This is a genomic window from Candidatus Accumulibacter meliphilus, from assembly GCF_036625345.1.
GTDB classification, from domain to species: Bacteria; Pseudomonadota; Gammaproteobacteria; order Burkholderiales; family Rhodocyclaceae; genus Accumulibacter; species Accumulibacter meliphilus.
Genome location: NZ_JAZKTZ010000002.1, coordinates 305,361 through 330,749 on the forward strand (window position 1 = coordinate 305,361; position 25,389 = coordinate 330,749).

22 protein-coding genes and 2 pseudogenes are annotated in these 25,389 nt (G+C 62.4%); 19 read left to right on the forward strand and 5 right to left on the reverse strand.

Annotation, left to right across the window (positions count from 1 at the left end; all coding sequences use genetic code 11):
• The first annotated feature begins 1,086 nt into the window (after positions 1 to 1,086).
• From V5B40_RS04905 to istB, 3 genes are read left to right on the forward strand one after another with little or no spacing between them, the layout of a single operon-like run.
• On the forward strand, positions 1,087 to 1,455 hold the full coding sequence (locus tag V5B40_RS04905) for a hypothetical protein (protein WP_332353479.1): 369 nt from the start codon (positions 1,087 to 1,089) through the stop codon (positions 1,453 to 1,455).
• A complete protein-coding gene (istA, locus tag V5B40_RS04910; protein WP_332353480.1) occupies positions 1,452 to 2,954 on the forward strand; it encodes an IS21 family transposase in 1,503 nt (500 codons plus the stop codon). The genes V5B40_RS04905 and istA overlap by 4 nt, the downstream gene beginning before the upstream one ends.
• Positions 2,941 to 3,687 carry an IS21-like element helper ATPase IstB gene (istB, locus tag V5B40_RS04915; protein ID WP_332353481.1) on the forward strand — a complete coding sequence of 249 codons (747 nt, stop codon included), beginning with the start codon at positions 2,941 to 2,943 and terminating at the stop codon, positions 3,685 to 3,687. The genes istA and istB overlap by 14 nt, the downstream gene beginning before the upstream one ends.
• Before the next feature lie 193 nt (positions 3,688 to 3,880).
• Here the strand turns inward: istB and ltrA are convergent, their stop codons facing one another.
• Positions 3,881 to 5,170, reverse strand: a complete 1,290-nt coding sequence (ltrA, locus tag V5B40_RS04920; RefSeq protein WP_332353709.1) for a group II intron reverse transcriptase/maturase — start codon at positions 5,168 to 5,170, stop codon at positions 3,881 to 3,883.
• Positions 5,171 to 5,829: 659 nt separating this feature from the next.
• On the opposite strand from ltrA, the gene V5B40_RS04925 reads away from it, so the two are divergent.
• The 5 genes from V5B40_RS04925 to V5B40_RS04945 all read left to right on the forward strand — a co-directional run bounded on the left by V5B40_RS04925 (position 5,830) and on the right by V5B40_RS04945 (position 13,875).
• Positions 5,830 to 5,958: a hypothetical protein gene (locus tag V5B40_RS04925; protein WP_332353482.1), complete on the forward strand. Its 129-nt coding sequence runs from the start codon at positions 5,830 to 5,832 to the stop codon at positions 5,956 to 5,958.
• Positions 5,959 to 6,281: 323 nt separating this feature from the next.
• Positions 6,282 to 7,466, forward strand: a complete 1,185-nt coding sequence (locus tag V5B40_RS04930; RefSeq protein ID WP_332353483.1) for a transposase — start codon at positions 6,282 to 6,284, stop codon at positions 7,464 to 7,466.
• A 236-nt stretch (positions 7,467 to 7,702) separates the two neighbouring features.
• Complete coding sequence (locus V5B40_RS04935) at positions 7,703 to 10,309, forward strand: arylsulfatase (protein WP_434735830.1); 2,607 nt, start codon at positions 7,703 to 7,705, stop codon at positions 10,307 to 10,309.
• Between the two features lie 148 nt (positions 10,310 to 10,457).
• The gene (locus V5B40_RS04940) at positions 10,458 to 11,126 is read left to right on the forward strand and encodes a tetratricopeptide repeat protein (RefSeq protein ID WP_332353484.1); all 669 of its coding nucleotides are present in this window, start codon (positions 10,458 to 10,460) and stop codon (positions 11,124 to 11,126) included.
• Between the two features lie 94 nt (positions 11,127 to 11,220).
• Complete coding sequence (locus tag V5B40_RS04945; RefSeq protein ID WP_332353485.1) at positions 11,221 to 13,875, forward strand: bifunctional acetate--CoA ligase family protein/GNAT family N-acetyltransferase; 2,655 nt, start codon at positions 11,221 to 11,223, stop codon at positions 13,873 to 13,875.
• Between the two features lie 358 nt (positions 13,876 to 14,233).
• Here the strand turns inward: V5B40_RS04945 and V5B40_RS04950 are convergent, their stop codons facing one another.
• Positions 14,234 to 14,593 carry a hypothetical protein gene (locus V5B40_RS04950; protein WP_332353486.1) on the reverse strand — a complete coding sequence of 120 codons (360 nt, stop codon included), beginning with the start codon at positions 14,591 to 14,593 and terminating at the stop codon, positions 14,234 to 14,236.
• Positions 14,590 to 14,886, reverse strand: a complete 297-nt coding sequence (locus tag V5B40_RS04955) for a toxin-antitoxin system TumE family protein (RefSeq protein ID WP_332353487.1) — start codon at positions 14,884 to 14,886, stop codon at positions 14,590 to 14,592. Before V5B40_RS04955 ends, V5B40_RS04950 begins: the two co-directional genes overlap by 4 nt.
• Before the next feature lie 489 nt (positions 14,887 to 15,375).
• Here V5B40_RS04955 and V5B40_RS04960 point away from each other — a divergent pair, with 489 nt between their 5' ends.
• On the forward strand, positions 15,376 to 16,434 hold the full coding sequence (locus V5B40_RS04960) for a TIR domain-containing protein (RefSeq protein ID WP_332353488.1): 1,059 nt from the start codon (positions 15,376 to 15,378) through the stop codon (positions 16,432 to 16,434).
• A 577-nt stretch (positions 16,435 to 17,011) separates the two neighbouring features.
• Here V5B40_RS04960 and V5B40_RS04965 read toward each other — a convergent pair.
• Positions 17,012 to 17,452, reverse strand: coding sequence for a toll/interleukin-1 receptor domain-containing protein (locus tag V5B40_RS04965; RefSeq protein ID WP_332353489.1), 441 nt, complete (start codon positions 17,450 to 17,452; stop codon positions 17,012 to 17,014).
• A gap of 178 nt (positions 17,453 to 17,630) precedes the next feature.
• On the opposite strand from V5B40_RS04965, the pseudogene V5B40_RS04970 reads away from it, so the two are divergent.
• The 10 genes and pseudogenes from V5B40_RS04970 to V5B40_RS05015 all read left to right on the forward strand — a co-directional run bounded on the left by V5B40_RS04970 (position 17,631) and on the right by V5B40_RS05015 (position 25,078).
• A pseudogene (locus V5B40_RS04970) lies at positions 17,631 to 18,634 on the forward strand (permease).
• A gap of 15 nt (positions 18,635 to 18,649) precedes the next feature.
• Positions 18,650 to 18,883, forward strand: a complete 234-nt coding sequence (locus V5B40_RS04975; RefSeq protein ID WP_332353490.1) for a thioredoxin family protein — start codon at positions 18,650 to 18,652, stop codon at positions 18,881 to 18,883.
• 143 nt (positions 18,884 to 19,026) lie between these two features.
• Positions 19,027 to 20,397, forward strand: coding sequence for a F0F1 ATP synthase subunit beta (atpD, locus tag V5B40_RS04980; protein WP_332353491.1), 1,371 nt, complete (start codon positions 19,027 to 19,029; stop codon positions 20,395 to 20,397).
• Positions 20,394 to 20,810 carry a F0F1 ATP synthase subunit epsilon gene (locus tag V5B40_RS04985; RefSeq protein ID WP_332353492.1) on the forward strand — a complete coding sequence of 139 codons (417 nt, stop codon included), beginning with the start codon at positions 20,394 to 20,396 and terminating at the stop codon, positions 20,808 to 20,810. The genes atpD and V5B40_RS04985 overlap by 4 nt, the downstream gene beginning before the upstream one ends.
• The gene (locus V5B40_RS04990; RefSeq protein WP_332353493.1) at positions 20,807 to 21,082 is read left to right on the forward strand and encodes an AtpZ/AtpI family protein; all 276 of its coding nucleotides are present in this window, start codon (positions 20,807 to 20,809) and stop codon (positions 21,080 to 21,082) included. The genes V5B40_RS04985 and V5B40_RS04990 overlap by 4 nt, the downstream gene beginning before the upstream one ends.
• The gene (locus tag V5B40_RS04995) at positions 21,079 to 21,813 is read left to right on the forward strand and encodes a F0F1 ATP synthase subunit A (RefSeq protein ID WP_332353494.1); all 735 of its coding nucleotides are present in this window, start codon (positions 21,079 to 21,081) and stop codon (positions 21,811 to 21,813) included. The genes V5B40_RS04990 and V5B40_RS04995 overlap by 4 nt, the downstream gene beginning before the upstream one ends.
• Positions 21,810 to 22,076, forward strand: coding sequence for an ATP synthase F0 subunit C (gene atpE / locus V5B40_RS05000; protein WP_332353495.1), 267 nt, complete (start codon positions 21,810 to 21,812; stop codon positions 22,074 to 22,076). Before V5B40_RS04995 ends, atpE begins: the two co-directional genes overlap by 4 nt.
• Before the next feature lie 9 nt (positions 22,077 to 22,085).
• Positions 22,086 to 22,835, forward strand: a complete 750-nt coding sequence (locus tag V5B40_RS05005) for a F0F1 ATP synthase subunit delta (RefSeq protein WP_332353496.1) — start codon at positions 22,086 to 22,088, stop codon at positions 22,833 to 22,835.
• Positions 22,822 to 24,281 (forward strand): annotated as a pseudogene (locus tag V5B40_RS05010) (F0F1 ATP synthase subunit alpha). Before V5B40_RS05005 ends, V5B40_RS05010 begins: the two are co-directional and overlap by 14 nt.
• Positions 24,278 to 25,078 (forward strand): F0F1 ATP synthase subunit gamma, encoded by an 801-nt coding sequence (locus tag V5B40_RS05015; RefSeq protein ID WP_332353497.1) that lies wholly within the window; start codon positions 24,278 to 24,280, stop codon positions 25,076 to 25,078. The pseudogene V5B40_RS05010 and the gene V5B40_RS05015 overlap by 4 nt, the downstream one beginning before the upstream one ends.
• Positions 25,079 to 25,174: 96 nt before the next feature.
• Here V5B40_RS05015 and V5B40_RS05020 read toward each other — a convergent pair whose 3' ends face one another.
• Entirely contained in the window at positions 25,175 to 25,366 is a 192-nt protein-coding gene (locus V5B40_RS05020) for a hypothetical protein (protein WP_332353498.1), read from the reverse strand.
• Positions 25,367 to 25,389: the final 23 nt, after the last annotated feature.

The window sequence follows — 25,389 nt, forward strand, 5'->3', positions numbered from 1 at the left end:
CGTAGCGGCGAGGTCGCTTTCCTCAGATGGGATGATCGTTGGCTGCTCAAGCGAACGTCCGCAGGGTGCTCAGGTGCGGTCATCCGATGTTCCCGAATGCCAATGACCGGAATGGGTCGATTGCTGCCAGTGGCTTGAAGAATCTGAACGACTGCTCTCAGTCAGATCCGGCCTTTGGCGCTCGGCCTCAGCAGTAACTGGTCTGGCTGGCCGCTTGTGGTTTGGGAGCGGCCACTGAGCTTTCGTGGTTTGGTGACGGCAATCGGTAGAGTAGGAATGTGGCGCGGTAGTAGTAGGTTTGGTTTGTCTGTTGGCCGCCCCTTTCGTCTGGCGGTGCCCAAGTAACCGTGCCATAACCCCGTTTCCACATCCCCCTCATCGAACCGGACATGCAGATTTTGTCGCGGCCAACCTGAAACTGGTCGCCACCGGCGGACGTGAAACTGGATTTTCTTGGGTTTCTTGATGTTCTTCGAGGGCTTGATCTAGACCTGGTTTTTCTTCGCTGTTTGGGTCTTCTTTGGTTTTCTTTCCAGATCGTGTAGTAGCCCGTCCTGTGATGAGGCAGGAGGGGACGCGAGATGGGCAGAGAGAGGCAGGACCCCTGCGTGAATTGCGGTCAGGCGTTTGTGCCGGACAGGCGTAACGCGCGGCATCAGTGTTATTGCGGGGCGGCGGCGTGCAAGGCGGCGAGCAAGCGGGCCAGCCAAGCCAAATGGCTCGCCAAGAACGCCGACTATCACCGCGGAGCGGAAGCCGTGGCGCGGGTGACGGCCTGGCGACAGGAGCACCCGGGATACAGCCGCCGCAAGCGTGCGCCGCTTGCCGAGTCCGCGATACAAGAAACCTTGCTGTTCGAGCCCGACATCTCGGTGCCCCTGCCAACCGAGGCCGCGCGGCCAGTGAAGAAATCTTGTAACGCTTCCGAGATCGAACTGGCACCACCGTTACAAGATTTCTTGAACGCTCAACCCACTGTTCTTATTGGCTTAATCGCCCATATCTGGGGCAGTACGTTACAAGATGACATCGCCTCGGCCCTGAACCGGCTGCTACAACTGGGACAGGACATTCGAGGAGGCTCGTATGAACAGTCCGACGAAGCGGCTAGTGAATCCGGAACGTCAGCGGCAGGTGCCCGCGCACTTCAGCTGGCTCGATCATCGACTGGTGCGGGAACACTACATCGAGAAGGCTGACGTCTGCGCCTGGGCGCTGTACCTGTTTCTCGTCACCGTCGCCGACGCCTGCGGTCTTTCCTACTACAGCGAGGCCAGCCTTTGCCGACGTCTGCAGATGGATAGCGCTCGGCTGGCCCGCGCCCGCCGGGATTTGATCGTCCTCGACCTGATCGCCTACGACGCACCGTTGTACCAGGTCCTGAGCGTGCCCGAGTGCGTGCCGGTCGACACCCGTCTGGCGCGGCTGCGCGCTGTTCTGGAGGGCCGGTCATGATCGACTACGCGACGTGGTGCGCCATTCGCGAGGGGGTGGCCAGTCATCTGACGGCCCCACAACTCGCCGCCAGCCTGGGCCTGGACGTCAAGACCGTCCGCCACTGGATCGACCGCCCGTATGCGCCACGGGCGCCCGTCCCGCGGGCCAGCAAGCTCGATCCCTACAAGGGGCGCATCGTCGGTTGGCTCGATGCGCACCCGCTTACCGCCCAGCAGGTGTTTCAACGGCTGCGGGATGCTGGCTACGATGGCGGCATCAGCATCGTCAAGGACTATGTCCACAAGATACGTCCACCCCGACGCGAGGCCTTCCTGACCCTGGCCTTCGCCCCCGGCGAAGCGGCCCAGGTCGACTGGGGAGAATACGGCACGATCAGCGTGGGCAACACCCAGCGCCGTCTTTCCTTCTTCGTCATGGTGCTCGCCTGGAGCCGGAAGATGTACGTCGAGTTCACGCTCTCGCAAACGATGGAGCAGTTTCTGGCGGCACACATCAACGCCTTTGCTGCCCTGGGGGTGTCGCGCAAGGTCATGGTCGATAATCTGCGCAGTGCGGTCTTGCGTCATGTGCGTGGCGAACCGGTGCAGTTCAATCCCCGCTATCTCGATTTCGCCCGCCATTACGGCTTCGAAATCGTCGCTTGTGCGCCGAGAAAAGGAAATGAGAAGGGACGCGCGGAAAGGGGTGTCGCTTATGTGAAAACCAATTTCCTGGCCGGCCTGGAGCTGCCCAACTTCAGCGCGCTCAACGCTGCCGTCAGGCTGTGGCTGGAGACGGTGGCCAACGTCCGCCAGCATCGCGAAACGCAGCGCCGGCCGGAAGATCTCTGGGTCGAGGAGCGCACTCATCTGCAGCCGGTCAATCCCCGCCTGTTCGATGTCGGCCGCGTCCTGAGCGTGCGTGCCAACCGACAGTTCCGGGTCACGCTCGAGAGCAATCGCTATTCGGTCCCCGCCCGCCTGGCGGGCCGACCGGTGACGATGAAGGTCTATCCGGATCGCGTCTGTATCTATCACGACGGCGAATTGGTCGCCCGCCATGGTCGTTCGTTCGAGCGCCATCAGGACATTGAGGACCCCGATCATCCGAAGGCCTTGATCGCTCAACGTCGGCATGCGCGCGATGCGCTGCTGCTCAAGCGCTTTCTGGGTCTGACGCCTTTGGCAGAGAAGTATCACGCGGGCTTGCTCGATCGCCGCGGGAATGCGATGGCGCATGTGCGCAAGATCGTGGCGCTGGTCGAGATTCATGGCGACGACGCCGTCGTGCGGGCGATGACCGATGCCCTGGCCTTCGAGGCCTTCAGCAGCGAATACATCGCCCATCTGATTGACGCACGTCGCCGCCAATTGCCCGAACCGAGCCCGCTACATCTTATCCGCCGGCAGGATCTGCTGGAGATTGAACTGCCACCGGCGGACTTGTCCGCTTATCCGGACATCCCCACAGGAAACCATCCGCAAGACAATTCAGGAGGCGATCATGACCATGACTGAGGCGGTTCTGGCGAAGCATCTGGGTCGTTTGCAGCTGCCGTATTTCGTCCAGCACGCGCCGGACTTGATGACTCAGGCGGCCCGTGAGTCGTGGTCTCATGGTCGCTTTCTCGAAGGCCTGGTGGCCGGCGAGGTCGCTCGCCGCGATGAGGCGCTGATTGCCCGCCGCATCCAGGCCGCGCGCTTGCCCGGCATCAAGACGCTCGACGGCTTCGACTGGTCATGGCCGAAGAAGATCAATCGCGCGCAAATCCAGCATCTGTTTCGCCTCGACTTCGTGCCTCCCCATGGCAACGTGATCCTCCTCGGTGCGGTCGGTGTCGGCAAGACTCATCTGGCCATTGCTCTCGCTCATGCGGCCTGCCTGCAGGGCCTGACGACGCTGTTCACCACCGCCGTCGATATCGTCAATGCGCTCGCCGCCGCCCAGGCCACCGGCGGGGTCAAACGCGAGATGGCCAGACTGCTCAAACCCGCCGTCCTCTGTGTCGATGAATTGGGCTATCTGCCAATCGACAAGTTTGGCGCCGATGGCCTGTTTCAGGTGATCAGCCAGCGCTATGAGCGCGGTTCGACAATCATTACGTCGAACAAAGCGTACAAACAATGGCCGGAGATCTTCAACAACGACAGCACCCTCACCGCCGCTTTGCTCGACCGCCTGCTGCATCATGCCGAGACGCTGGTCATCGAAGGTTCCTCTTACCGCATGCGCGAGCAGCACGACGCCTGATTCTCAACCCGTCCTCGACCAGCCTGTACCGACCGCCTTCCCATCGGCGGGTCGGCCCTCTCTTTGCGCACTCAAACCAAACATCCCAGCCCCAGAGCCCGCGCCTTGCTCGCACCAGTTTTATGTCGGCTCGTGGACGCCGCTTTCGCCCCGGCGCGGACAGATTTCCCGCATCCGGCTCTCGGACAAGACATCACGCCTTCACCCACGCCACGCTGCGCCCACGTGCTTCTAGGCGTACGAGACCAAAGTACCCGTAAAGATGCGAGAGTGGATACGTCCCGCCCTTACTTCGCCTGAGTTTGTACTTGTTGCGCAACCACCGACGCAACCGCGTTGCCGTGTAGCTGTCGAGCGCACGATAGGCTCGGCTGACGTTCCCTACACTGAAGTAGTTTGCCCAGCCGCCCAATGTGCGGTTCAACTTGCCCACCAACTCCGTGGTTTCTTGCCACCCCGTCTTCAGGTCGGTTAGTTCATGGACCTTTTCGACCATGCGCTTGATACTTTTCTTCGCCGGCCACAAGGCGATTTGAGGCTTCCCTGTGCGCGGCGAGTATCGCCTTCCAAACGAGTAACCCAGAAAGTCAAACGTGCCTTCCGGAACCCTGCAGATACGTGTCTTCTCCTCATTCACCGTCAGCTTCAGCTTGCCCATAATCTCGCGCATTCGCTGCAAGGCTTCATCGGCCTTGCCATGTTTGCACAGGATCACGAGGTCATCCGCATAGGTGACGATTCGACTGCCTAGACTTTGCTCCAACCCCAGTTTCTTCCACGCCAGCACAAACCGCCGCATGTACAGATTCGACAGCAGTGGTGAGATGGGAGAGCCTTGCGGGATGCCACGCCGGCCATCCTTGGCTTCGGTCGTGCGCGTCTTCCTACCTCGACGGTCCGTTTCCTCAACAGCACATTCCAGCCACATCTTGATCAGATGCAGCACACGCCGATCCACGATGCGCCGCGCAAGCGACAACATCAGTTCGGGGTGTGGAATGCTGCCGAAGTAGTCCGCGAGGTCGGCGTCTACGACGTCCGTTTGGCCTCGGTGCAGGCGTTCTTCCACCTCGATCGCCGCCTGCTGGGCATTGCGGCCCGGCCGGTAGGCATACTGCTCCAGGGGAAAGTCGGCTTCAAAGATCGGTTCGAGCACGAGCATCGCTGCCGTCATGCACACCCGATCCCGCAGGGTCGAAATACCCAGGGGCCGAAGTTTGCCATTGGCTTTCGGGATGAACACTCTCCGGATCGAGTCCGGTCGGTAATTCTCTTCTCTGAGCGCAAGCGCCAGTTCACCCAGCCACTGCGGCACCCCATACGCTTCGATGTCGGCAAAGTCCTGACGATCTACACCCGGCGCGCCCTTGTTGGAGCGGCACTGGGCATAGGCATGCGCCAGAATATCTTCGCGGTGGATCTTGTCGTACAGGGCGTAGAAGCGGTAGCCAGCTTCTGACTTCGCTTTCGCGTGTAACGCCATTTGCAGCTTCTGAACACTCATCGGAGTTGATAGGTTACCCAATCTCCACGTCCTCACTACGTCTTGCGTTTGTCTTGAACTAAGGCCCCTTCCCTCCACCGGCATTACCCGGCTTCCCCGGTACTACGGGCCTCTCCGCCACCCCACGACGCCCGGAACATCTCTCACGAGTTTCCGGTTGCTCATCCCTGAGCACGCCGAGGGGCTTCCCGTGTTGCGTGCGCTTTCCTTGTGTACATGCTGTCGCCACTACCCCGGCACAGCGACGGACGGTCCTGCCTTGCTCACCCACTCCGTCGTATCAGCCTTCCCCGAAAGGGTCGTCGGGTCGGCCTGTGCATCGTCCTTTTCGAGGCTTACTCAGCGTTCACTCACGTTACGGCCTGCACACTCGTGCTGCCACCAGAATTTGTGGCCCGCTATCCGAAGGCTTCAGCCATTTCGTTACCTCCATGACTGCTCCGGTTACTTCCGGCTGGAGCATTTCGCCGGGTGGGGCTCTCACCCACTGGAAAACGCCGCCTTTTCACGGCGCACACCCATTGCGGCCATTGAACCTGACGAACATCGGATGACCGGTTCATCTCCCTCTGCGGACATTCACTCTTCAGGAAAACGCGCTTTCCCCATCTGGGCGAGCGACATCGCCGCTGCGCCTGATGCCCACCCGAACGCCCCCGCTCTGGGAGATGCTCGATGCCGCCATGGACGAGCCCGAATCGCAGCCCCATCCGGTGTCGAAGTACGAATTCGATCAGCGCATCGCACGGCAGGTGCTGGGAACGTAAAGGCACACAAGCGCAAAGCTTGAAGCCAAAGTAAGACGAGCTGCCATTGCCCGTCGTCGTGAGAGGACTCGCGCCTGTGGTCATCCGCCCAGCCGGACCTGCCAGGCGGATGACCACAGGTACTGAGCGGGGCGGGGTTCGCATGACTTTTCAGGGGTCCCGGGCCCAAATGCCAGATTGCCGCCGCTTGATGAAGGTTGAGCCTCTTGCAAAACTGACACTGCAGGGCTGATTTTTTCGTCGCTGGGGGCGAAAGCGGAGGACGCAGGCGGCCATTTCTGGCATGATGGGTTTCTCAAGACCAACATCATAACGCCCGCAAAATGGATACTACCCAACGCGAACTGATCATGCAACGCTGGAACGTGATTCAGCACGAACTGCTGCCCGAGTTGAGGGCTGAAGGTCCGCTGACACCGAAGTTGGAGAAGGTCGTGCACATCCTGGAATGGGTGCGCATTGAGGAATTCACGGGATCGAACTGGTGTGGCGTGGGGCGTCCGCCGGTAGAGCGGGCGTGGCTGGCGAACGCTTTTGTGGCTAAGTCGGTGTTGGGGCTCAATACCACGGTAGGGCTGATTGAGCGCCTGACGATAGACCGTGCGCTGCGACGTATCTGTGGCTTTCCTCTGTGCAAGAAACTGCCTTCTGAAGCCACCTTCTCGCGCGCCTTCGACGAGTTTTCTCAAGCGGATTTGGGCCAGCGGGTGCATGAAGCCCTCGTCAAGGCCCATCTCGGGGATGAACTGATCGGACATATCAGCCGCGACGGTACGGCCATTGAAGCACGCGAACATCCGTCCCGGCGCGAGGCGGCCGTGGCCGAAGAGGTCCCAGCGGCACAGCCCTCGGTGCTCCCGAAGGAAGAGAGCCCTTCCGAAGCGAGTGCGCCAGTGCCAGAAACGCCACCAGCGGCGAAGAAACGTGGCCGCCCCCGGCGCGGCGAGACACGACCACCCGCGAAGGAGTCGCCGATCCAGCGCCAACGCGGGCAGACGTTGGCGCAAATGCTCGATGAGATTCCGACGGCGTGTGATCGCGGCACGAAGTGCAACGCCCAAGGCTACAAGGTCAGCTGGAACGGCTATAAGCTGCATCTCGACACCGCCGACTGTGGCGTGCCCATCGCGGCGCTGCTCTCAAGCGCCTCGATGCACGACAGCCGTGCCGCCATTCCGCTATCACTGATCAGTGCCGAGCGGGTGACCAACCTCTACGATGTCATGGATGCGGCCTATTGCAGCACCGAATTGCGTGAGCACTGCCGGAGTCTCGGCCACGTTCCGCTGATCGATCACAATCCGCGTCGCGGCGAGAAGATCGAATTCGCACCGGCCGAGGCCATTCGTTACAACGAACGTACCGTCGCCGAGCGCAGCAACGCGCGGCTCAAGGACGAATTCGGCGGCAACACCATCATGGTCAAGGGCGACGCCAAGGTGATGGCGCACTTGATGTTCGGTATCCTGGCGCTGACCGCCGACCAGTTGATGCGATTACGAGAATGACCACCCGTTGTTCCTCTCCGACCGCTGTGCATCCGATGATGCAGGGCGGTCGTCGCCCCCAATGAGACAAATAATGCCATCAGGTTAGCCGCTCGGCCACGGCAACTTCCCTCGCGACAAAAATCGCTCCCAGAGAGCGAATCCCGCGGCCCAGCAGTTCCCGTGGGGAGTTTTGCAAGAAACTCACGTAGGCGACAATGCCGGGCCACTCGCCTTCATTGGCCAGGTAAGCTAATATGCATACTCCTTTTTTGACGGAGAAAAACGTGGACAAAACTCAACGCGTGGCCCGGATATTCGCCTGCGTGGTGAGCCTGGCTACCATAAGTGGCGCCGCCCTAGCCCAGCAGGTCACCGGCACGCTCGGCTCACCCAGTGCCACCACCACCCTCAGCGGCAAGCAACTGCCGGCGCCAGAACCGGCCTTCGGCGGTGTCATCAAGGACGACGCCCTGCAGTCCAAACCCTGGTGGCCACCGCGTGTGGTGCCGCCCAAAGGCGCGCCCAATGTCCTGCTGATCATGACCGACGACGCCGGATTCGCCGTGCCGAGCACTTTCGGCGGCGTCATCCCGACACCGACCATGGACCGCATCGCGGCCAGCGGGCTGCGCTACAACCGAATGTTCTCCACCGCGCTGTGCTCGCCGACACGGGCCGCGATGATCACCGGGCGCAACCACCACTCGGTCGGCTTCGGCGTCATTGCCGAGCAGGCCACCGGCTTCCCCGGCTACGATAGCGTCATCGGCGTGGACAACGCTACGATCGGCCGCATCCTGCGCGACAACGGCTATGCGACGAGCTGGTTCGGCAAGGATCACAACACGCCGACCTACCAGGCCAGCCAGGTCGGACCCTTCACCCAGTGGCCGACGGGCATGGGCTTCGACTACTTCTACGGTTTCGTTGGCGGCGACGCCAACCAGTGGGGACCGAACCTCTTCCGCAACACCACGCAGATCTACCCGTGGATTGGCCATGAGGGCACCTTGAAGATGGATCGATCGGATCCAAAAGCGGAGATCTGGCCGGTCACCGGCAAGGAGCCCTCATGGAACCTGATCACCGCAATGGCCGACGACGCCCTTGACTGGATGTATCGGATTCACCAGACCGATCCCAGGCAGCCGATCTTTATCTGGTATGTGCCCGGCGCCTCACACGCGCCACATCACCCGACCCGAGAGTGGGTGGACAAGATCCACGCCATGCATCTCTTCGATGACGGTTACGAGAAGGTGCGCGAGCGCATTTTTGCGAACCAGAAGAAGCTCGGTGTGATTCCGCAGGACGAAGAGTTGACGCCCTGGCCCAACGACCTGCTTACGCCGTGGGACAAGCTCACGCCGGAAGCAAAGAAGCTCTACATCCGGCAGGTTGAGGTGTTCGCCGCCTACGTGGCCTACAACGACCACGAGATCGGCCGGGTGATCAAGGGGTTCGAGGATTTGGGCAAGCTCGACAACACCCTGATCATCTATCAGAACGGCGACAACGGCACCAGCGCCGAGGGCGGGCCGGAAGGCACGTTCAGCGAAGTCGCATTTTTCAACGGCGTTCGTCCGCCCGTGGACGTGCAGATGAAGTTCTACGAAGCATGGGGAACCGAATTCGCCTACAACCACATGTCGGCGGGCTGGTCCTGGGCATTTGACACGCCCTTCGACTGGTTCAAGCAGAACGCCTCCCGGCTCGGCGGCATCAACCAGAACATGGTCATCTCGTGGCCGGCGCGCATCAAGGACAAGGGCGGCCTGCGCGAGCAGTTCATGCACGTCATCGATGTGGTCCCCACGCTGCTGGAAGTCACCGGCATCGCCGCGCCCGAAACCGTGGACGGCATCAAGCAGAAGCCGATCGAGGGCACCAGCTTTGCCTACACTTTCGATGCCGCCAACGCCAAGGAGCCGTCCCGCCACAAGATCCAGTACTTCGAGATGATGGGCCAGTGGGCTCTTTACAGCGAAGGCTGGCTCCTGAGCACCAAGGTCGACCGTGCCCCGTGGGACGCATTCAGTGCTGCCAACGAGGATCCGCTCAACAACCAGGTGTTCCAGCTCTACGATCTGACCAAGAACTTCAACCAGTCCGAAGATATCGCCGCGCAGCATCCGGAGAAGGTCAGCGAGATGCGCAAGCTGTTCGTCGAGGAAGCGAAGAAGTATCAGGTCTTCCCGCTGGATGCGTCGGTGGGCGCCAGGGTCGCAGCGCCACGTCCGAGCCTCACCGCCGGTCTCAGCGAGTTGGTCTACACGCGGCCGATGACCGGCCTGCCGCAGGGCGACGCGCCCTACCTGCTCGACACCTCCTACAGCTTGACGGCGGACATTACCGTACCGGAAAGCGGCGCGGAGGGCATGATCGCGACTTCCGGCGGACGTTTCGCGGGCTGGGGCTTCTACCTGCTCAAGGGCAAGCCGGTGTTTTGCTGGAATCTGCTCGATCTCGAGCGAATCAAGTGGGAGGCGCCGGAGGCGCTGACGCCCGGCGAGCATACGCTGGTGTTCGACTTCAAGTATGATGGCCTCGGCGTTGGCACCATGGCGTACAACAACTTCTCCGGCATCGGCAAGGGTGGCACCGGTACGCTCAAGGTGGACGGCAAGGTGGTCGCGACGAAGAGGATGGAGAAGACGCTCCCCATCATCCTGCAGTGGGACGAGAGCTTCGACATCGGTTCGGACACCATTACCGGCATCAACGACGCCGACTACAAACCGCCCTTCCCGCTGACCGCCAAGTTCAACAAACTGACGATCAAGATCGACCGGCCGCAATTGTCGCCGGAAGACATCAAGAAGTTGGAAACGGCGATGAAGACCAAGGCCGTCGCCGACTGAGCGCCGTTCGTCGACACGGCGCGCGCGCCGTGTCGACTCAATTTGACGAACTGTCTGAAATACGCGGGGTGTTTCCTGATCGAACGCCCCGCGCTTTTTTGGAACCTCATAAATGAAATGGCACATGCCACATCAAGACAAGACAGCCATGAAAACGATTGACGGCTCCGTGCTTCGCGCAGCGTGCGAGACTGCCGTGCGCCTGCTGCTCTGTTCGAGTCTGGCACTGACCGTGCCGCCAGCACAGGCCGGCTTCGACGAAGCCGCCGCGGCTTTCGCTGCGGGCGATTACGCCAAGGCGCTGCAGGAAACCCGCCCGCTGGCTGAAAGCGGCGATGCGCGTGGCGAATACGCCATGGGCGTACTCTATGAAAACGGCTACGGAGTGACGAAAGACCTGAAACTGGCGGCAGCCTGGTACCTGAAAGCCGCGCAACAGGGCAACACCGATGCCCAGTACAACCTCGGCGCGATGTACGAGCACGGCGTCGGCATGGCGGTGAACTATCCCGAGGCAGCGCGCTGGTATCGTCCGGCCGCCGAGTCTGGTGACATCGATGCGCTGAGCAACCTCGGCGTGCTCTACCAGGGCGGCAAGGGCGTGCCGCAGGACAAGATCCTGGCCATGGCGCTGTACAACGTCTCGGTAGCCTATGCCGGCAAGGGCAAGACCCAGGCGGCGCAGAACCGTCAGGTGCTGGCCAACCAGATGTCGCTGGACGATGTGAAGAAAGCGCTGGCGCTCACCGAGGAGTTGCTCAAGCCGGGCCAGCTGAAACCTGCGCTGGCAGCCTATTTGCAAGAACGGCCGCGCTGATTGTCGGCTGCTTGTCGGTTGATGGCCGGCTGCCGAGCGCCGTCATCCGGCGGCCAGCAAAGCAATTTCTGTCAATGAACACAGCACCTGTCCAATGACTATCCGGAATCTGGAATTTCTCTTTCGTCCCCAGTCGGTGGCCGTTGTTGCCGAACCCGACGAGCCGAGCCGCTACGCCGAGGTGGTGCTGCGCAATCTCGGCGCCGGTGGATTTTCCGGGCCGCTCATTTCCGTCACCGCCAGGAAAGCCTGGCGCTTCGCGATCGGCACCCATGTGCGTCTTGACGGGCTGGATGTGGTGCCTGATCTGGCGGTCGTCTGCGCAGCGCCGGATCACGTGCCGCAAATCATCGGCCAACTCGGGGCACGCGGCACGCGGGCGGTGATCGTTGGCATGTCGCTGCGCGACAGGATGAACAGCCGCCAGATCGTGGCGGCTCACAAGGCCATTCTCGAGGCGGCGCAACCGTACCTGATACGCGTCCTCGGACCGGGGAGCGGCGGTCTCGTCGTGCCACCGAAGGGTCTCAACGCCAGCGTCGCCCCGATCGTCGCCCGGCCCGGAAAGATCGCCCTGCTCACCCAGTCGGCTTCAATTACCGCCGCCGTTCTTGATCGCGCCGACAGCAAGGGCATCGGCTTCTCATTGGTGTTGCACCTGGGTGCCAGCATCGATATCGATCTCGCCGACGCTCTCGACTGGCTGGCGGCAGATCCGGATACCGGATCGATCCTGGTGCAGTTCGATGCCATCACCGGCGGACGAAAATTCATGTCCGCAGCGCGCGCGGCAGCGCGCAATAAGCCGGTCGTCTACTTACGCAGCGGACGAATGGCGAGCCGGCACCCGGCAAGCGAGCCGTTTACCGCCAGCGCGGTCTACGAGGCGGCCCTGCGCCGCGCCGGCTGGGTCCGCATCGACACTCTGGGAGACTTGTTCGAAGCGGCCGAGGCGATGGCGCGGGTGCGTTCGCTGCGCGTCGAACGGCTGACCATTCTGGCCAACGGTCACGGTCTCGGGCGGATTGCCGCTGACACGCTGCTGGCTTCCGGCGGCCAGCTGGCAACACTTTCCAAGGACACCCTGAAGCGCCTCGGCGAACGCCTGCAGATGCGCTTGACGGCGAGCAATCCGCTCGCCTTGCCGGCGAACATTTCCGCGGAAAACTGGGCGGCGGCGCTGGCTGCAGTACTCGACGACCGCGACACCGACAGCGTGCTCACCGTCTGTTCGCCGTCGCCGTTTGCGCAAAGCACGGCGATCGCCACGGCCCTGTGTAAAGTGATCGAGGACAGCGGGCGCAACGTGTTCACCTGCTGGGTCGGCGGTACGGCAATGCTCGAGGCGCAGCGCATCGCGGCGGCGCACGGGGTCTTGAGCCACGACTCACCGGGCAAGGCGATCGCCGTTTTTCTGGGCATCGTCGATTACCAGCGCAATCGCCGCTTGCTGATGCAGATGCCGCCGTCGCAGACGGATGGCTTCTCCCCCGACATCACTGCCGCCCGTACAGTGGTCGCTGAAGCGATCGCGGCCGGCATGGAGACGCTGACGCCTGTCCAGGCGCGCCGCCTGTTGCACGCCTACGGCATCGACTCTGCCGAGTATCAGCTGGCGCGCAACATCGATGCGGCGATCCGCAGCGCTGACGATATCGGCTATCCGGTCGATCTCGGCCTGGTGCTGGCCAACGCCCTGCCCTTTGCAGCGCTCGCCTCTGGACTGCGCTCGCCGGCCGACATCCATGCGGCTGTCCGCCACCTGCGCCGCCTTGCCAAGACTCAGCACCCGGGGCACCGCGTCAGCAACTATCTCTTGCGACCCAGCGCCGCACGCAGTGGCGCCCCTGCCCTGCGTCTCGGCGTTGCCGACGATCCGGTGTTCGGTCCGGTGATTTTCCTCGGTCCCGCCGGCGCAAAGAGATCCGGTGAAGGCGCTTTCGTCGTCGCCCTGCCGCCGCTCAACCCGACCCTGGCCCAGGACCTGCTTGCGCGCAGCCGTTTTGCCGAGGAGCTTGGCGATGACGAGCGTGCCGCGCTGGAAGCAGCGCTGCGCACGGCGCTGGTCCGCTTGTCACAACTGCTCAGCGATATCGACGAGGTGCTTGGCGTCGAACTCGATCCGCTACATGTCGAGACCTCCGGCGTGCTTGCCTTGAACACCCGCATCCGCATCGCAAAAAGCCGCGGCAAGCGCGGCCTGCGACGCTTTGCGATCCGCCCCTATCCGAAAGAACTGGAACAGCAAGTCGACTGGAACGGTCGGCAGCTCTTGATCCGCCCCATCCGCCCGGAGGACGAGATCGCGCTCGGCGATCTCATTCGCTCGCTCGATGCAGAGGATGCACGCATGCGCTTCTTTGCCGCGATGCGCAATCTGCCACGCTCCCAGCTCGCTCGCTTCACCCAGATTGACTACGATCGCGAGATGGCGCTGGTAGCCATCGAGCGCAGCAGCGACGGTGTCGAGCGTTCGCTCGGAGAGGTCCGTGCCGTGTCCCATCCCGACCACGCCGTCGCGGATTTTGCCATCGTGGTCAGTTCGGGATGCAAGGGCAAGGGGCTCGGACGCCTGCTATTGCAGAGCCTCATCAACTACGCGCGCAGCCGCGGCATCGGCGAACTGCGCGGCGAAACCCTGGACGGAAACCTGCGCATGCAGCACCTGGCCCAGGATCTTGGCTTCAAGCTGACGGCCGGCGCCGACCGCGGCACGGTGGATCTTCGTCTTGTGCTGTGCGCGCCCTGAGGAGCTCGAGAGCATCATCATGGTCATGTTCGTCACCCGTGATCGATTCGCCAGACGGGGGCTTGAGTTTGCATGATATCGTTTTGAGATGCGCAGCAAGGCGAAACGTGGCATTCGTCTTGACCGTCAAGCAGCTTCCGAGACGCACGGATACGCGCCCATCGTTCCGGCGGCACAGCCGTATGGAAGTGTCCGCGAGCTGAATCATTGATGCGCTCTAAGTGTGTTTTGGGGCGACAGTTTTGTTGCGTAGCATCGGAGCCTTCTCCCGAGAGTGACGTCGCTCGAAGTGCTGGAAGCCGTGTCGCAGACTTCGCCACTGTCTCTCTGTGGCCGTAACCCCCCCGGCGGCAAATGCTCAGGCTGCCGTAGCCATGTGCATATCGACATGGATGTCACAAAACGGACAGCGCAAGGCGCCGGCCTCGGTGCGCTCGAGCAGCCCCAATACAACGAGTTCTGCTGCATCCTCGTGCACACGTTTCACGTCACGTCCAAGACGGCGTGCAAGTTCGCGAACCCCGACCGTGCCGCCGTCGTGCTGCAAGGCCTGGACGATGGCCCAGCGCCGTTCGGTCAAGCTTCCAAAGAAGGCTGCCGGCGTCTCGAAGTTCAGGGTCTCTCCCTCATAGGTCGAGGCTGTCGCGGCCTTTCCAGCCTGGCGCAGGGCCGCTCGCCAGTCTGCGTCCAAGGTGATTGTCAGTCTGCGTTTGGTCATCGCGTCCTCCGTTTATCCACTTCCTTGATGAAGTCCTCGATCAGCTGATCGATCGTAGCGAAGCGATAGGGAAACTCCTTGCCGTCAAGATGGCAGTGATCGCCCTTGCCTCTCTCGTTATCAAAGCCGACGACGCGGGCTCCATCGACGACATATACGAGCCGGTACTTGAAGCCATGCGTCGTTGGCGGCACCGGTACAGGCAGGCGCCAAACAATCATCTGTATGATGCGATCGTCTTCGGAGACATCCTTGAATTCAGTGATCAGGGTCGCCTTCATGTTGGCGATCATGACATCGCCAGATGTTTGTTGTCAATTTCGACAACACGCAGGCTCCAATACACGTTGGCGTTGAGTGGTGACCATCCGCGAACTACCGCTAATTGGACGTCGACATCGTTGGACGGAGCAACGGCAGTTCATAGCCGGGAGCGTGAGTTCGCAGGCGTGCCAGTAGGCGGTCGTTGGCCTCAACAACGCTTTTTGGCAACGGCCGCTTTCGGGCGCGAGGCTGACCGGATGCTCCCGGCCAACAAGAGACGGTGGAGAAGGCTTCCGAAAGCGGCCATTGGAGCGGCCTAGGTGTATGCTATCGACCTAGCCTGCGAAGTGCCGCATTTCACGTCTTTCTTATCCTGTAAGGAATCGAGCGTACATAGGACGCCGAGCCTGCTGCGGAAGGGCTTTCAGTGTTCCAAATGACGTCAATCTTAGGAGAAAGCTCCGATGTTGCGCAGCGAAACTGTCGCCATAAAACAGAGTTAAACGACGAAAAAGAACATGGCCTCGTCATTTTCAATTTTCGTCTGCAGTACCTTCAGCGATCTCAGCAACGAACGCGCAGGAGTGCTTGACGCAATTCGCCGCCTGAAGCTCCAGCATGACTCCATGGAATACTTCGGAGCGCGCGCGGAGCAGCCCATCGAGACTTGCCTACAAGAAGTTCGAGCCAGTGACGTGCTTGTCGTGATGGTCGGTCATCGATACGGCAGCGTCGTGCCCGAGTCGGGGATCTCCTATTCCGAAGCTGAGTACTCAGAGGGTTTCCGGCTCAAGAAGCCATGCCTCATCTATATGCGGGACGACAATGTACCGATTCTGCCGAGGCACATGGAACGTGACCCTGAGAAACTGAAGCTGCTCGAGAGATGGAAAGAAACGTTGCAGTCCAGGCACACCGTCGCCACGTTTCAGGATGGCAATCGCTTGGCTGTGCAGATCGCCGCTGATCTCGCCCGAACCATTCAGGACCTTGAGAAGGTTGCGGAGGCCAGAGCAGCGGCACGGACTGGGGGCGACACAGCTCTCCTCTCCGAAATCACCACTGTCATCACCGACGCGCTAGCTCGGGGAGTGCCCGAATCTTCCTTGCTGTCGGTGATTCGCAGCTCGGTGTACGCTCTCCTCGGCACGATGGAGAAGCGTGAGCCCACTGTCTTCCTGAGCTATGCGCGCGCCGATTCCGCTCTGGTCGAGCAGGTCGCCAACGGCCTGCGAGCGGCGGGAGTTCGCGTGTGGCTGGACAAGATGATTCAGGTGGGACGGAACTGGATGCAGGAGATTGAGCGTGAGCTCTCGGCGGCCGACTTTGTCGCATTCTTCATCTCGCCCAACTCGGTGGGCAGTGGCTGGGCAAGAGAAGAGCTACAGATTGCTCTACACCGGTCGGTGTCTGGTGAAGGTGGCGCAGTCATTTTGCCGGTCATACTGGAGGATGCGGATGTGCCTCCGTTGCTACGCCAGTATCAATGGATCGATTTGCGAGGCGGTGACATCGACAAGGGAGTCGGTCAACTTGTAGAAGCAGTTCGTCATTGGTCAGCCGAGCGACCAGCGTAGATCGGTCGGCGCGTCGTTTAACATTGGGGTCGAGAGGGACCGCCGGCAAGCAGGGCTAACCGGTTCCCTCCGCGGCTACGCCGCTCCAGCAGCCGCTCCTCACCTTCAACGTTGGACGTCCGCTCCCAGCCAAGACCAGGGTCGCCTTAGGGTCGTAAGGAGCCAACGAGATTCCACCTGTCGTCCGGCTGGGGTTGGTCGCCAGCGGCCTCTTAGGCGAACGGAAAACGGAACGGCTGGCGGCCAGAGAAGCACGAGCGCGAGATTTATGGGGTCAGGTCTTTCCCCGTGCCTTGCTTGGGAAAAAGGTAAAGACTTGACCCCGCGCGTGATGATCGTCTTCGCTGAGGAAGCAGGCGTCGCGGTTGTGCCCGCGCTGCACGATGTGCAGGGGCAGACCGTCAAGATGGGTACAGCGACGACGTGGCATACGAAAAGCGTATCATGGGCAGACGAAGCGGTGGCAACGGGCGTGAAATTGAGCCTGGCCCCTTTTCACCATTTAATTTGGCCTGCAGCAGCTCGGTGGGAGCGATCTCGCGTGGATCGCGCGCGAGCTGGCGCTGCTTGGCGTCGATCAGGCGCTGGCCGTGCTGGCGGAATAGATTTCGTGCAGCGGCACGCGGGTCGCAATCGGCACACCCGCCATCACCTGGGCGATGGTGGCCAGGATGCCCGCGTGATCCTCGGCGTCGTCGATGTGATGGATGTTGAAAGGCTCGGGGATGTCGCTAAAGCGCATGTCCGCGGGCCGCACATTGACCAGCTTGCCTTGCGCTTGTGCGCGCACCGCCTCGGCATAGACATAATCGGAGATCATCGCGCCCGCCGTCCAGAGCACCACGACAACCCGCGCCTTTTCAAGAGCGGCCCTGATTTGCTCCGAATACGAGGCACGACTCTCCAGCTCCTGGTCCCACCACACCGACCCGGCACCGTACTGCGCCTCGATCACGCCCGCGAGCGCGCGGGTCAGATCACGATGCTGCGAAGAGTAGCTGATGAAAATCGGCTTCATGGCTATCCAGGATTTTCTTGGTTTGCTTTATTTTGAACCCTTGCTGGCGCTGCCGGGAAGGTCAAGGCACAATTGAAGGCCGAGGGGCGGGAACTTGAACCCGGTTTTGCTTCGCACGATCGCGAAGTTCACAGTGCCGCGGCTGGCCTCATCCAAAAAAGGCTATCAGGACCTGACGATGGAAGTTTTCAAGTGGTTGAACGATCAAGTGCTACGTATGGACTGGCTGGCCTGGCTGGTCGGCCGGCTGGTCGAGGACGGCTTCGGCATGGACATGGCCGGCCGCACCGGGGCCAGCGTGCATTTCTTCATCTATGACGTATCAAGATCTTCATTCTGCTCGCGGTGCTGATCTTCTCCATTTCCTGGGTGCAGAGCCATTTCCCGCCCGAGCGCACGCGGCGTATCCTCGGCGGCATGCAGGGCTTCAGCGCCAAACTTGCCGGCGCACTGCTGGGCACGATCACGCCGTTCTGTTCGTGCTCGTCGATTCCGATCTTTATCGGTTTCACCAGCTCGGGATTGCCACTGGGAGTGACTTTCGCGTTCCTGATCTCTTCGCCACTCGTGGATCTGGCTTCGGTGATCCTGCTGGCCAGCATCTTTAACTGGACGATTGCCATTGCCTACGTGCTGGTGGGCCTGGTGCTGGCAGTGATCGGCGGCATGCTGATCGGCAGGGCGAAGATGGACGCTTATGTGGAATCCTTCGTCATGCACAACCCGGTGCTCGACACGCCGCAAGAGGAGTTGAGCAGCCGCGATCGCCTGCAATTTTCCTGCGCGCAAGTCAGCGACATCTTCGGACGTGTCTGGGTCTACGTGCTGATTGGGGTGGGCATCGGCGCCGCCATCCACAACTGGATTCCGGCTGAATGGACCGAATCATTGCTCGGCCAGAACAACTGGTGGTCGGTGCCCCTGGCCACCCTGATTGGTGTGCCGATGTACGCTGACATTTTTGGCACTTTGCCGATCGCCGAGGCCCTGGTCGACAAAGGTGTTGGTCTCGGTACCGCGCTGGCGTTCATGATGGCCGTCACGGCGCTGTCGCTACCTTCCCTGATCATGCTCAAGAAAGTCGTCAAGGCGCCGCTGCTGGCCCTGTTCTTCGGCATCGTCACGTTTGGCATCGTACTCATCGGCTATCTGTTCAACGCCTATGCGGATCTCTTCATCTAAGCTACGGAGCGCAAAATGATCATCAAGATTCTCGGACCAGGGTGCAAGAAATGCAGCACCCTCACGGAAAACACCGAAAAGGCCCTCGCCAGTCTGGGCCTGACGGCCGAATTGATAAAAGTGACCGACTTCGCGCAGATCGCTGCGCATGGGGTGATGTCGACGCCGGCCCTGGCGATTGACGACAAGGTGGTCTCGGTCGGCAAAGTGCTGACTACCGCGGAAGTGGAAAAGATCCTGCAGTCGTGATTGCGTGATTGCGTGACTCCATGATTCGCCGGGCGCCGCAAGAACGTCTTGCCGGGCGCGAGTTGTCGTGCGCGGCTGCTGGCCCGCGCCTACACTCTCGCAGGTGAGCGAGAAGAATCAAGCCAGCACCCACTGACAGGAAAATGCCACAGGACACGCCTCTCGTCGGCCGGATCGAGGCGGCACAAGGACCGGTCATCGACGTTCGCTGCAAGTACCTGCCGCCGATTGGACAGGCGCTCGACGTGAGCAATGGCGGCGGGCGTTACGTGCTCGTCGTCTACCAGCATCTGGCGCCGACGCTGATACGGGCAATCGCCCTGCACGCGGTGGGCGGACTGTACCGCGGCATGCCCGTCTTCGACCGCGGCGCGCCGCTGCATGTACCCGTCGATCCCGGCTGCCTGGGCCGCATTCTCAATGTCTTTGGCGAACCGCTCGATGGCGGCGCGGCGCTGCCCGAGCATGACTTCCGCAACGTGCTCGCGGCACCACCAGCGCTGGCCGATACCCTGCCGCCGACGCAAATCCTTGCAACCGGCATCAAGGTCATCGACCTGCTGTGCCCTTTTGTGCGCGGCGGCAAGACCGGCCTTTTCGGTGGCGCCGGAGTCGGCAAGACCGTGCTGATGATGGAATTCATGCACGCCGTCAGCGCCGAAATGCACGGCGTCTCGGTGTTCGCCGGCGTCGGCGAGCGCATGCGCGAAGGCCACGAGATGTGGCACGAAATGCAGGATGCCGGTGTCCTCGAACGGGCGCTGCTGGTCTATGGACAGATGGACGAATCCCCGGGGGTGCGTTTCCATGTCGGCTACACGGCGCTGACCTACGCCGAATACCTGCGCGACACATTGGCCACCGAGGTGCTGTTCCTGATGGACAACATTTTCCGCTTCGTCCAGGCAGGCAGCGAGATCTCCGGCCTGCTCGGGCGCATGCCGGCGACGGTCGGCTACCAGCCGACGCTGCTCACCGAGGTGGCATCGCTGGAAGAGCGCATCGTGTCGACCCGCAAGGGCTCGATCACTGCCGTGCAGGCGGTCTATGTGCCGGCCGACGACATGTCCGACCCGGCCGTGGCCACCGTGCTTGGCCATCTCGACAGCACCGTGATCCTGTCACGGCAGCAGGCCGCCAAGGGCATTTACCCGGCAGTCGATCCCTTGCGTTCGGGCAGCCGCATGATGGACCACCGCGTGCTTGGCGAGCAGCACTACCAGGCGGCGCGTGCGGTGCGCGAGCATCTGGCGCGCTACCACGAACTGGAGGACATCATCGCCATGCTCGGGATCGAAGAACTTTCTCAGGAGGATCGCCGCATCGTCGAGCGCGCGCGCCGGCTGCAGCGCTATCTGACACAGCCTTTCAGCGTCGTCGCCGACCACACCGGCATTGCCGGCGCGCGAGTCCCCCTGAAACAGACCATCGCCGATTGCCAGGCGATCATCGCCGGCCGCTACGACAGCCTCGCCGAAAGTGATTGCTACATGCGCGGTGCCATGCCGACATGAACTGCTTCGCCCTGCACCTGCACGACAGCCACGGCGGCGAGCGCTTCGACGACGTCGTGCAGTTCATTGCCGCCGACGGCAGCGGCAGCTTCGGCATCCTGGCCGGGCACGCGCGCATGCTGGCCGTGCTGCGCTACGGCCTGGCGCGCTTCGTCGACAGTGCCGGTCGCTGGCATTTTCTTTCCCTGCCGGGTGGCGTCATGTCCTTTGCCGACAACCGCCTGACACTGGCAACGGTCCGTTATTTTCTTGGCGATGAGCGCGCCGGCATCTGCCGCCAGCTGGAGGACGAAATGGCGCGCCTGGATTCCGACGTGCATAGCTCGCGGGCGACGCTGACCGAGATCGAACACGCACTGCTGCGCCGTCTTGGCGAAATGTCCGGGCGCATGCAAGAGAAGGCCGGGAAATGAGCGACCGCGACAAGCTGCTCGAAGACACCGCCAAGGATGTGCGACGGCTGAACCAACGCGAGCGGGCACCGGCGACCTGGGCCGGCATCGCCTTCTATGGCGGTACGGTCGGACTGCTGTTCGTGGTGCCCGTCGTCGGCGGCGCCTACCTCGGCCGCTGGCTCGACTCCCTGGCATCCGGCTACTCGGTGCGCTGGACGGTGAGCCTGATCGTTCTCGGCATCGCACTGGGCGCCTACAACGCCTACCGCTTCATGAAGGGACGCCAATGAATACTGGTGAACTGGGCGGCAGCGTCGTCTTCCATCTCGGGCCACTGGCGATCACCGACACCGTGCTCACCACCTGGGGCGTCATGCTTTGTCTGGCAGTCGCGGCACGGCTGCTGCGCTACCGGCTGACGCTGCTGCCGTCGCGTCGGCAGACGATGGCCGAGGGCATTGTCGCGGTGATCGAGCGCGCCATCGGCGAAGTGCTGCCGGCCGACGCGGTCCGCCGCGTGCTGCCCTTCGTGGCCACTTTGTGGATCTTTGTCCTGACCGCCAATCTCGCCGGCCTGGTCCCCGGCCTGCACGCGCCGACCCGCGACCTCTCGGCGACCGCCGCCCTGGCTGCGCTGGTCTTCGCCTCCACGCACTGGTACGGTATCCGCAGCAAGGGCCTGCGCGCCTACCTCCGCCACTATGCCGAACCCAGCCTGATCCTGCTGCCCTTCCATGTCATCAGCGAACTGACGCGCACTCTGGCCCTCGCCATCCGCCTCTTCGGCAACATCATGAGCCTGGAGATGGCGGCGCTGCTGGTGCTGCTGATTGCCGGCTTCCTGGTGCCGGTACCGTTGTTGATGCTGCATGTGATCGAGGCAGTGGTGCAGGCCTATATCTTCGGCATCCTGGCCCTGATCTATATCGCCGGCGCCATCGAACCCATAGCCACGCAGGAAAGGCCTGGCGACGCACCGTCGCCGACGTTTGCGAAATCGAAAAACAAGGAGGAATCATGAACGAACTGCAGCAGTTCAGCATGTTGTCGACCATCGTCGCCGGGGTGGTAATCGCGCTCGGCACGATGCTGCCGGCGATCGCCATGGGTCGCGCCATCGCCAGCGCACTGGAGGCACTATCGCGCCAGCCGGAAGCCGAAAAGACCATCACCCGCACACTGTTCATCGGCCTGGCGATGATCGAGTCGCTGGCCATCTACTGCCTGGTGATCGCGCTCATCGTGCTGTTCCGCAACCCATTGCTGGAATACTTCCTGAAATAGGTAACTGCCATGCAATTCGACTGGACGACCTTTGTTCTCGAAGTCCTCAATTTCCTGGTACTGCTGTGGATCCTCAAGCGCTTCCTCTACCAGCCGGTGCTCGAGGTACTCGATGCGCGCCAGGCGCGCATAAAGGCCGAGATGGCGCAGGCCGAAAAATTGCAGGACGACGCGGCGGCGCTGGGAAAACAGTACGCGGAGCGCCTGGCGCAGTGGGCGCAGGAACGCGAGCAACTGCGTCAGCAACTGCAGCAGGACCTCGCACAACAGCGCGCCGGCGGCATGGAGAAGATTCGCCAGTCGCTGAGCGACGAAGAGGCCAAGGCGCGCGTGCGCAACGCCGCCACGACGGCCAGCCACGAAGCCGAACTGATCCGGCAAGCGGCCGACCAGGCCTACGCAGACGTCGCGGCAATGCTCGCGCGCCTGGCCTCGCCGCTGCTGACGGCAAGCATCGTGCGCGTGCTGCTCGAAGATCTGGCGGCGCTACCGAAAGAACAGCGCGAGTCGCTGCGCTCCGCCGCCGAAAAAGTCGCTGCGGCAACGGCAGAAGTCGCCTCGGCGCACCCGCTGGACGATGCTGCGCAGCAGGAAATCGCCCGCGGCCTGGCAGCAGTCGCCGGGCGCAAGCTGCCGCTCGCGGTCAGCTCGGACCCGGCACTGATCGCCGGCGTACGCATTGCCGTCGGTGAATGCCTGCTGCATGCCAATCTGCTCGACGAACTGGCCTTCTTCAGGCGCCCGGATGGCCAGAGCTGAGGACCGCATGCGCCTGCCGAAAGATGCCTACCGTTTTGCCCTGCGCCTGTCCGAACGCGGCGAGGTGGTCGGCATTGGCGACGGTATCGCCTGGATTCGCGGGCTGCCCTCGGTGCGGCTCGACGAGCTGATCGGCTTCGCCGACGGCAGCACCGGCCTCGTCTTCCAGCTCGGCCGCGACCTCCTTGGCGCCATCCTGCTGACCGAGAAGCACGGCATCACCGCCGGATGGCAGTCACCCACGTCGGTCGCACGCTGGCGATCGCCGCCGGCGACGCCCTGCTCGGGCGGGTCATCGATCCACTCGCCAACCCGCTGGACGGCCTGCCGCCGCATACGGCCCGCGAGTTTCGCTGCCTCGAAGCGGCTGCGCCGCCGATCATCGAGCGCGACTTCGTCAGCGAACCGCTGTACACCGGTAGCAAGATCGTCGACACACTGATCCCGATCGGCAAAGGCCAGCGCCAACTGATCATCGGCGACGATGGTCTGGGCAAATCGTCGCTGGCGCTCGATGCGGTGATCAACCAGGCCGGTCGCAATATCCTGTGTGTGGTGGTGCTGATCGGCCAACCGCGCTCGGCGGTTGCGGCGACCGTCGAGGCACTGCACAAGGCGGGCGCGCTCGATTACACGGTGGTGGTCGTCGCCGAGGCCAACGCCCTGCCCGGTTTTCGCTACCTCGCACCCTTCGCTGGTTGTGCCCTTGCCGAGTACTGGATGCGTTCCGGGCGCGACGTGCTGGTGGTCTACGACGACCTCACCCGCCACGCCCAGTCGTATCGCGAACTCTCGCTGTTGCTGCGGCGGCCCCCAGGGCGGGAGGCCTACCCCGGCGACATCTTCTACCTGCATTCGCGGCTGCTCGAACGGTCGACGGTGCTGCTGCCCAGCTTCGGCGGCGGCAGCATGACCGCGCTGCCGATCATTGAAACCCGGCAGGGAGAGTTGTCGGCCTACATCCCGACCAACCTGATATCGATCACCGACGGCCAGATCTATTTCGACGCCAGGCTCTTCGCCGCAGGCACGCTGCCGGCCATCGACATTGGCCGTTCGGTATCGCGCATCGGCGGCAAAGCCCAGCATCCGGCGATCAAGGCCGCGTCGGCGCGTATTCGCCTCGACTACCTGCAGTTCCTGGATCTCGAACTTTTCGCCCGCTTCGGCACCCGCCTTGACCCGGCCGTCGAGGACAAGCTGCGCCGCGGACGCCTGCTGCGCGCGCTCCTCAAGCAGGACCGCCTGTCACCATTGCCGGAACTGGCGCATCAGGCCTGGCTGCTGGCCTACGGCGAAGGACTGCTCGACGAGTACGCGCCGCAGGCCGCCGCAGCCCTGTTGCCGACGCTCTTCGCCGCAGTCGCCGCCGCCGGCTTGACGCTGGAGGACGACAGGGAACGCTGGCTGGCGACCATCGCCGCGCAGCTGGCAAGGCTGAAATGAGTCAGCGACGTGAGATCGAAGCGCGACTTGCGCTCTACGACGATCTGGGCGGGATTCTCGGCGCCATGCGCAGCTTCGCACTCGCCGAACTGCAGCGCATCAGCCGCCGTGAAGAAGCGCAGCAGGAGGTGGTGCAAGTTCTCCGGGAAGCACTGCAGGAGACCGCGCCCTTTCAGCCAGCACGCGAAGGGGCGCTTGCCGACGTCTGGCTGCTGCTCGGTTCGGTACGTGGCTTTTGCGGCAGCTTCAACGAAGACGTCGTGCGCGCGTGGCAGGCAAAGGCCGACGCACGCCAGCCGCTGATCGTCGTCGGCGAGCGCCTGGCGGCGACGATGCCCGAGCAGGCAAGCCTATTCCCGGTAGCCGGCGCAGACGGCGGACTCGATGCCGTCGCCACCATCGACCGCATTCTTGCTGCTTTCGACACCGCCCGCCGCAGCCTTGGGAAGACCTGTGGTCTACTTGCCTGCCTGCGCGACGAAGACGGCGTGCGCTGGCAGCGGCTGCTACCACTGCCGCTGGCGATCGCCGGCGCCAGTCTGCCGCCGGTGATCAACGAAGCGCCGGCAACCGTCGCCGCGGGCGTCGCCGAACATTTCCTCTTCCATCAACTGCTGGCCCTGCTGCTGCGCTCGATTCGCGTCGAAAACCGGCAGCGCCTGATGCAGATGGAAAACGCCTTGCGCCACCTCGAACAAGGCAGCGACGAACTCGCTCGTCAGCGCAACCGGCTGCGTCAGGAAGAAATCGTCGAGGAAATCGAAGTCATTACCGGCATGCGTGGCGGGATGCACTGACGAACGAGTCCAAGCAAGGTGCTGAAGATCGTTCTACCCGGTAGTGAGAACGAAAAAGCGGGCCGCGGCCCGCTTTATTTTCAGGAAGCCGTACGGCTATTTCTTCTCTTCCTTCATGTCTTTCTTGTCGTCCATCTTCTTGTCGTCCGCCTTCATGTCTTTGCTGTCGGGCTTCTTCTCTTCCATCTTCTTCTCGTCCTTGGGGGCGCCGCCATGCGACATGGCGAAGGAGCTAGCCGAAACAGTGGCGAAGGTCGCTGCAATCAGAAGGGACAGTAGCTTGCTCATATGAAACTCCTCTCGATTTGTTG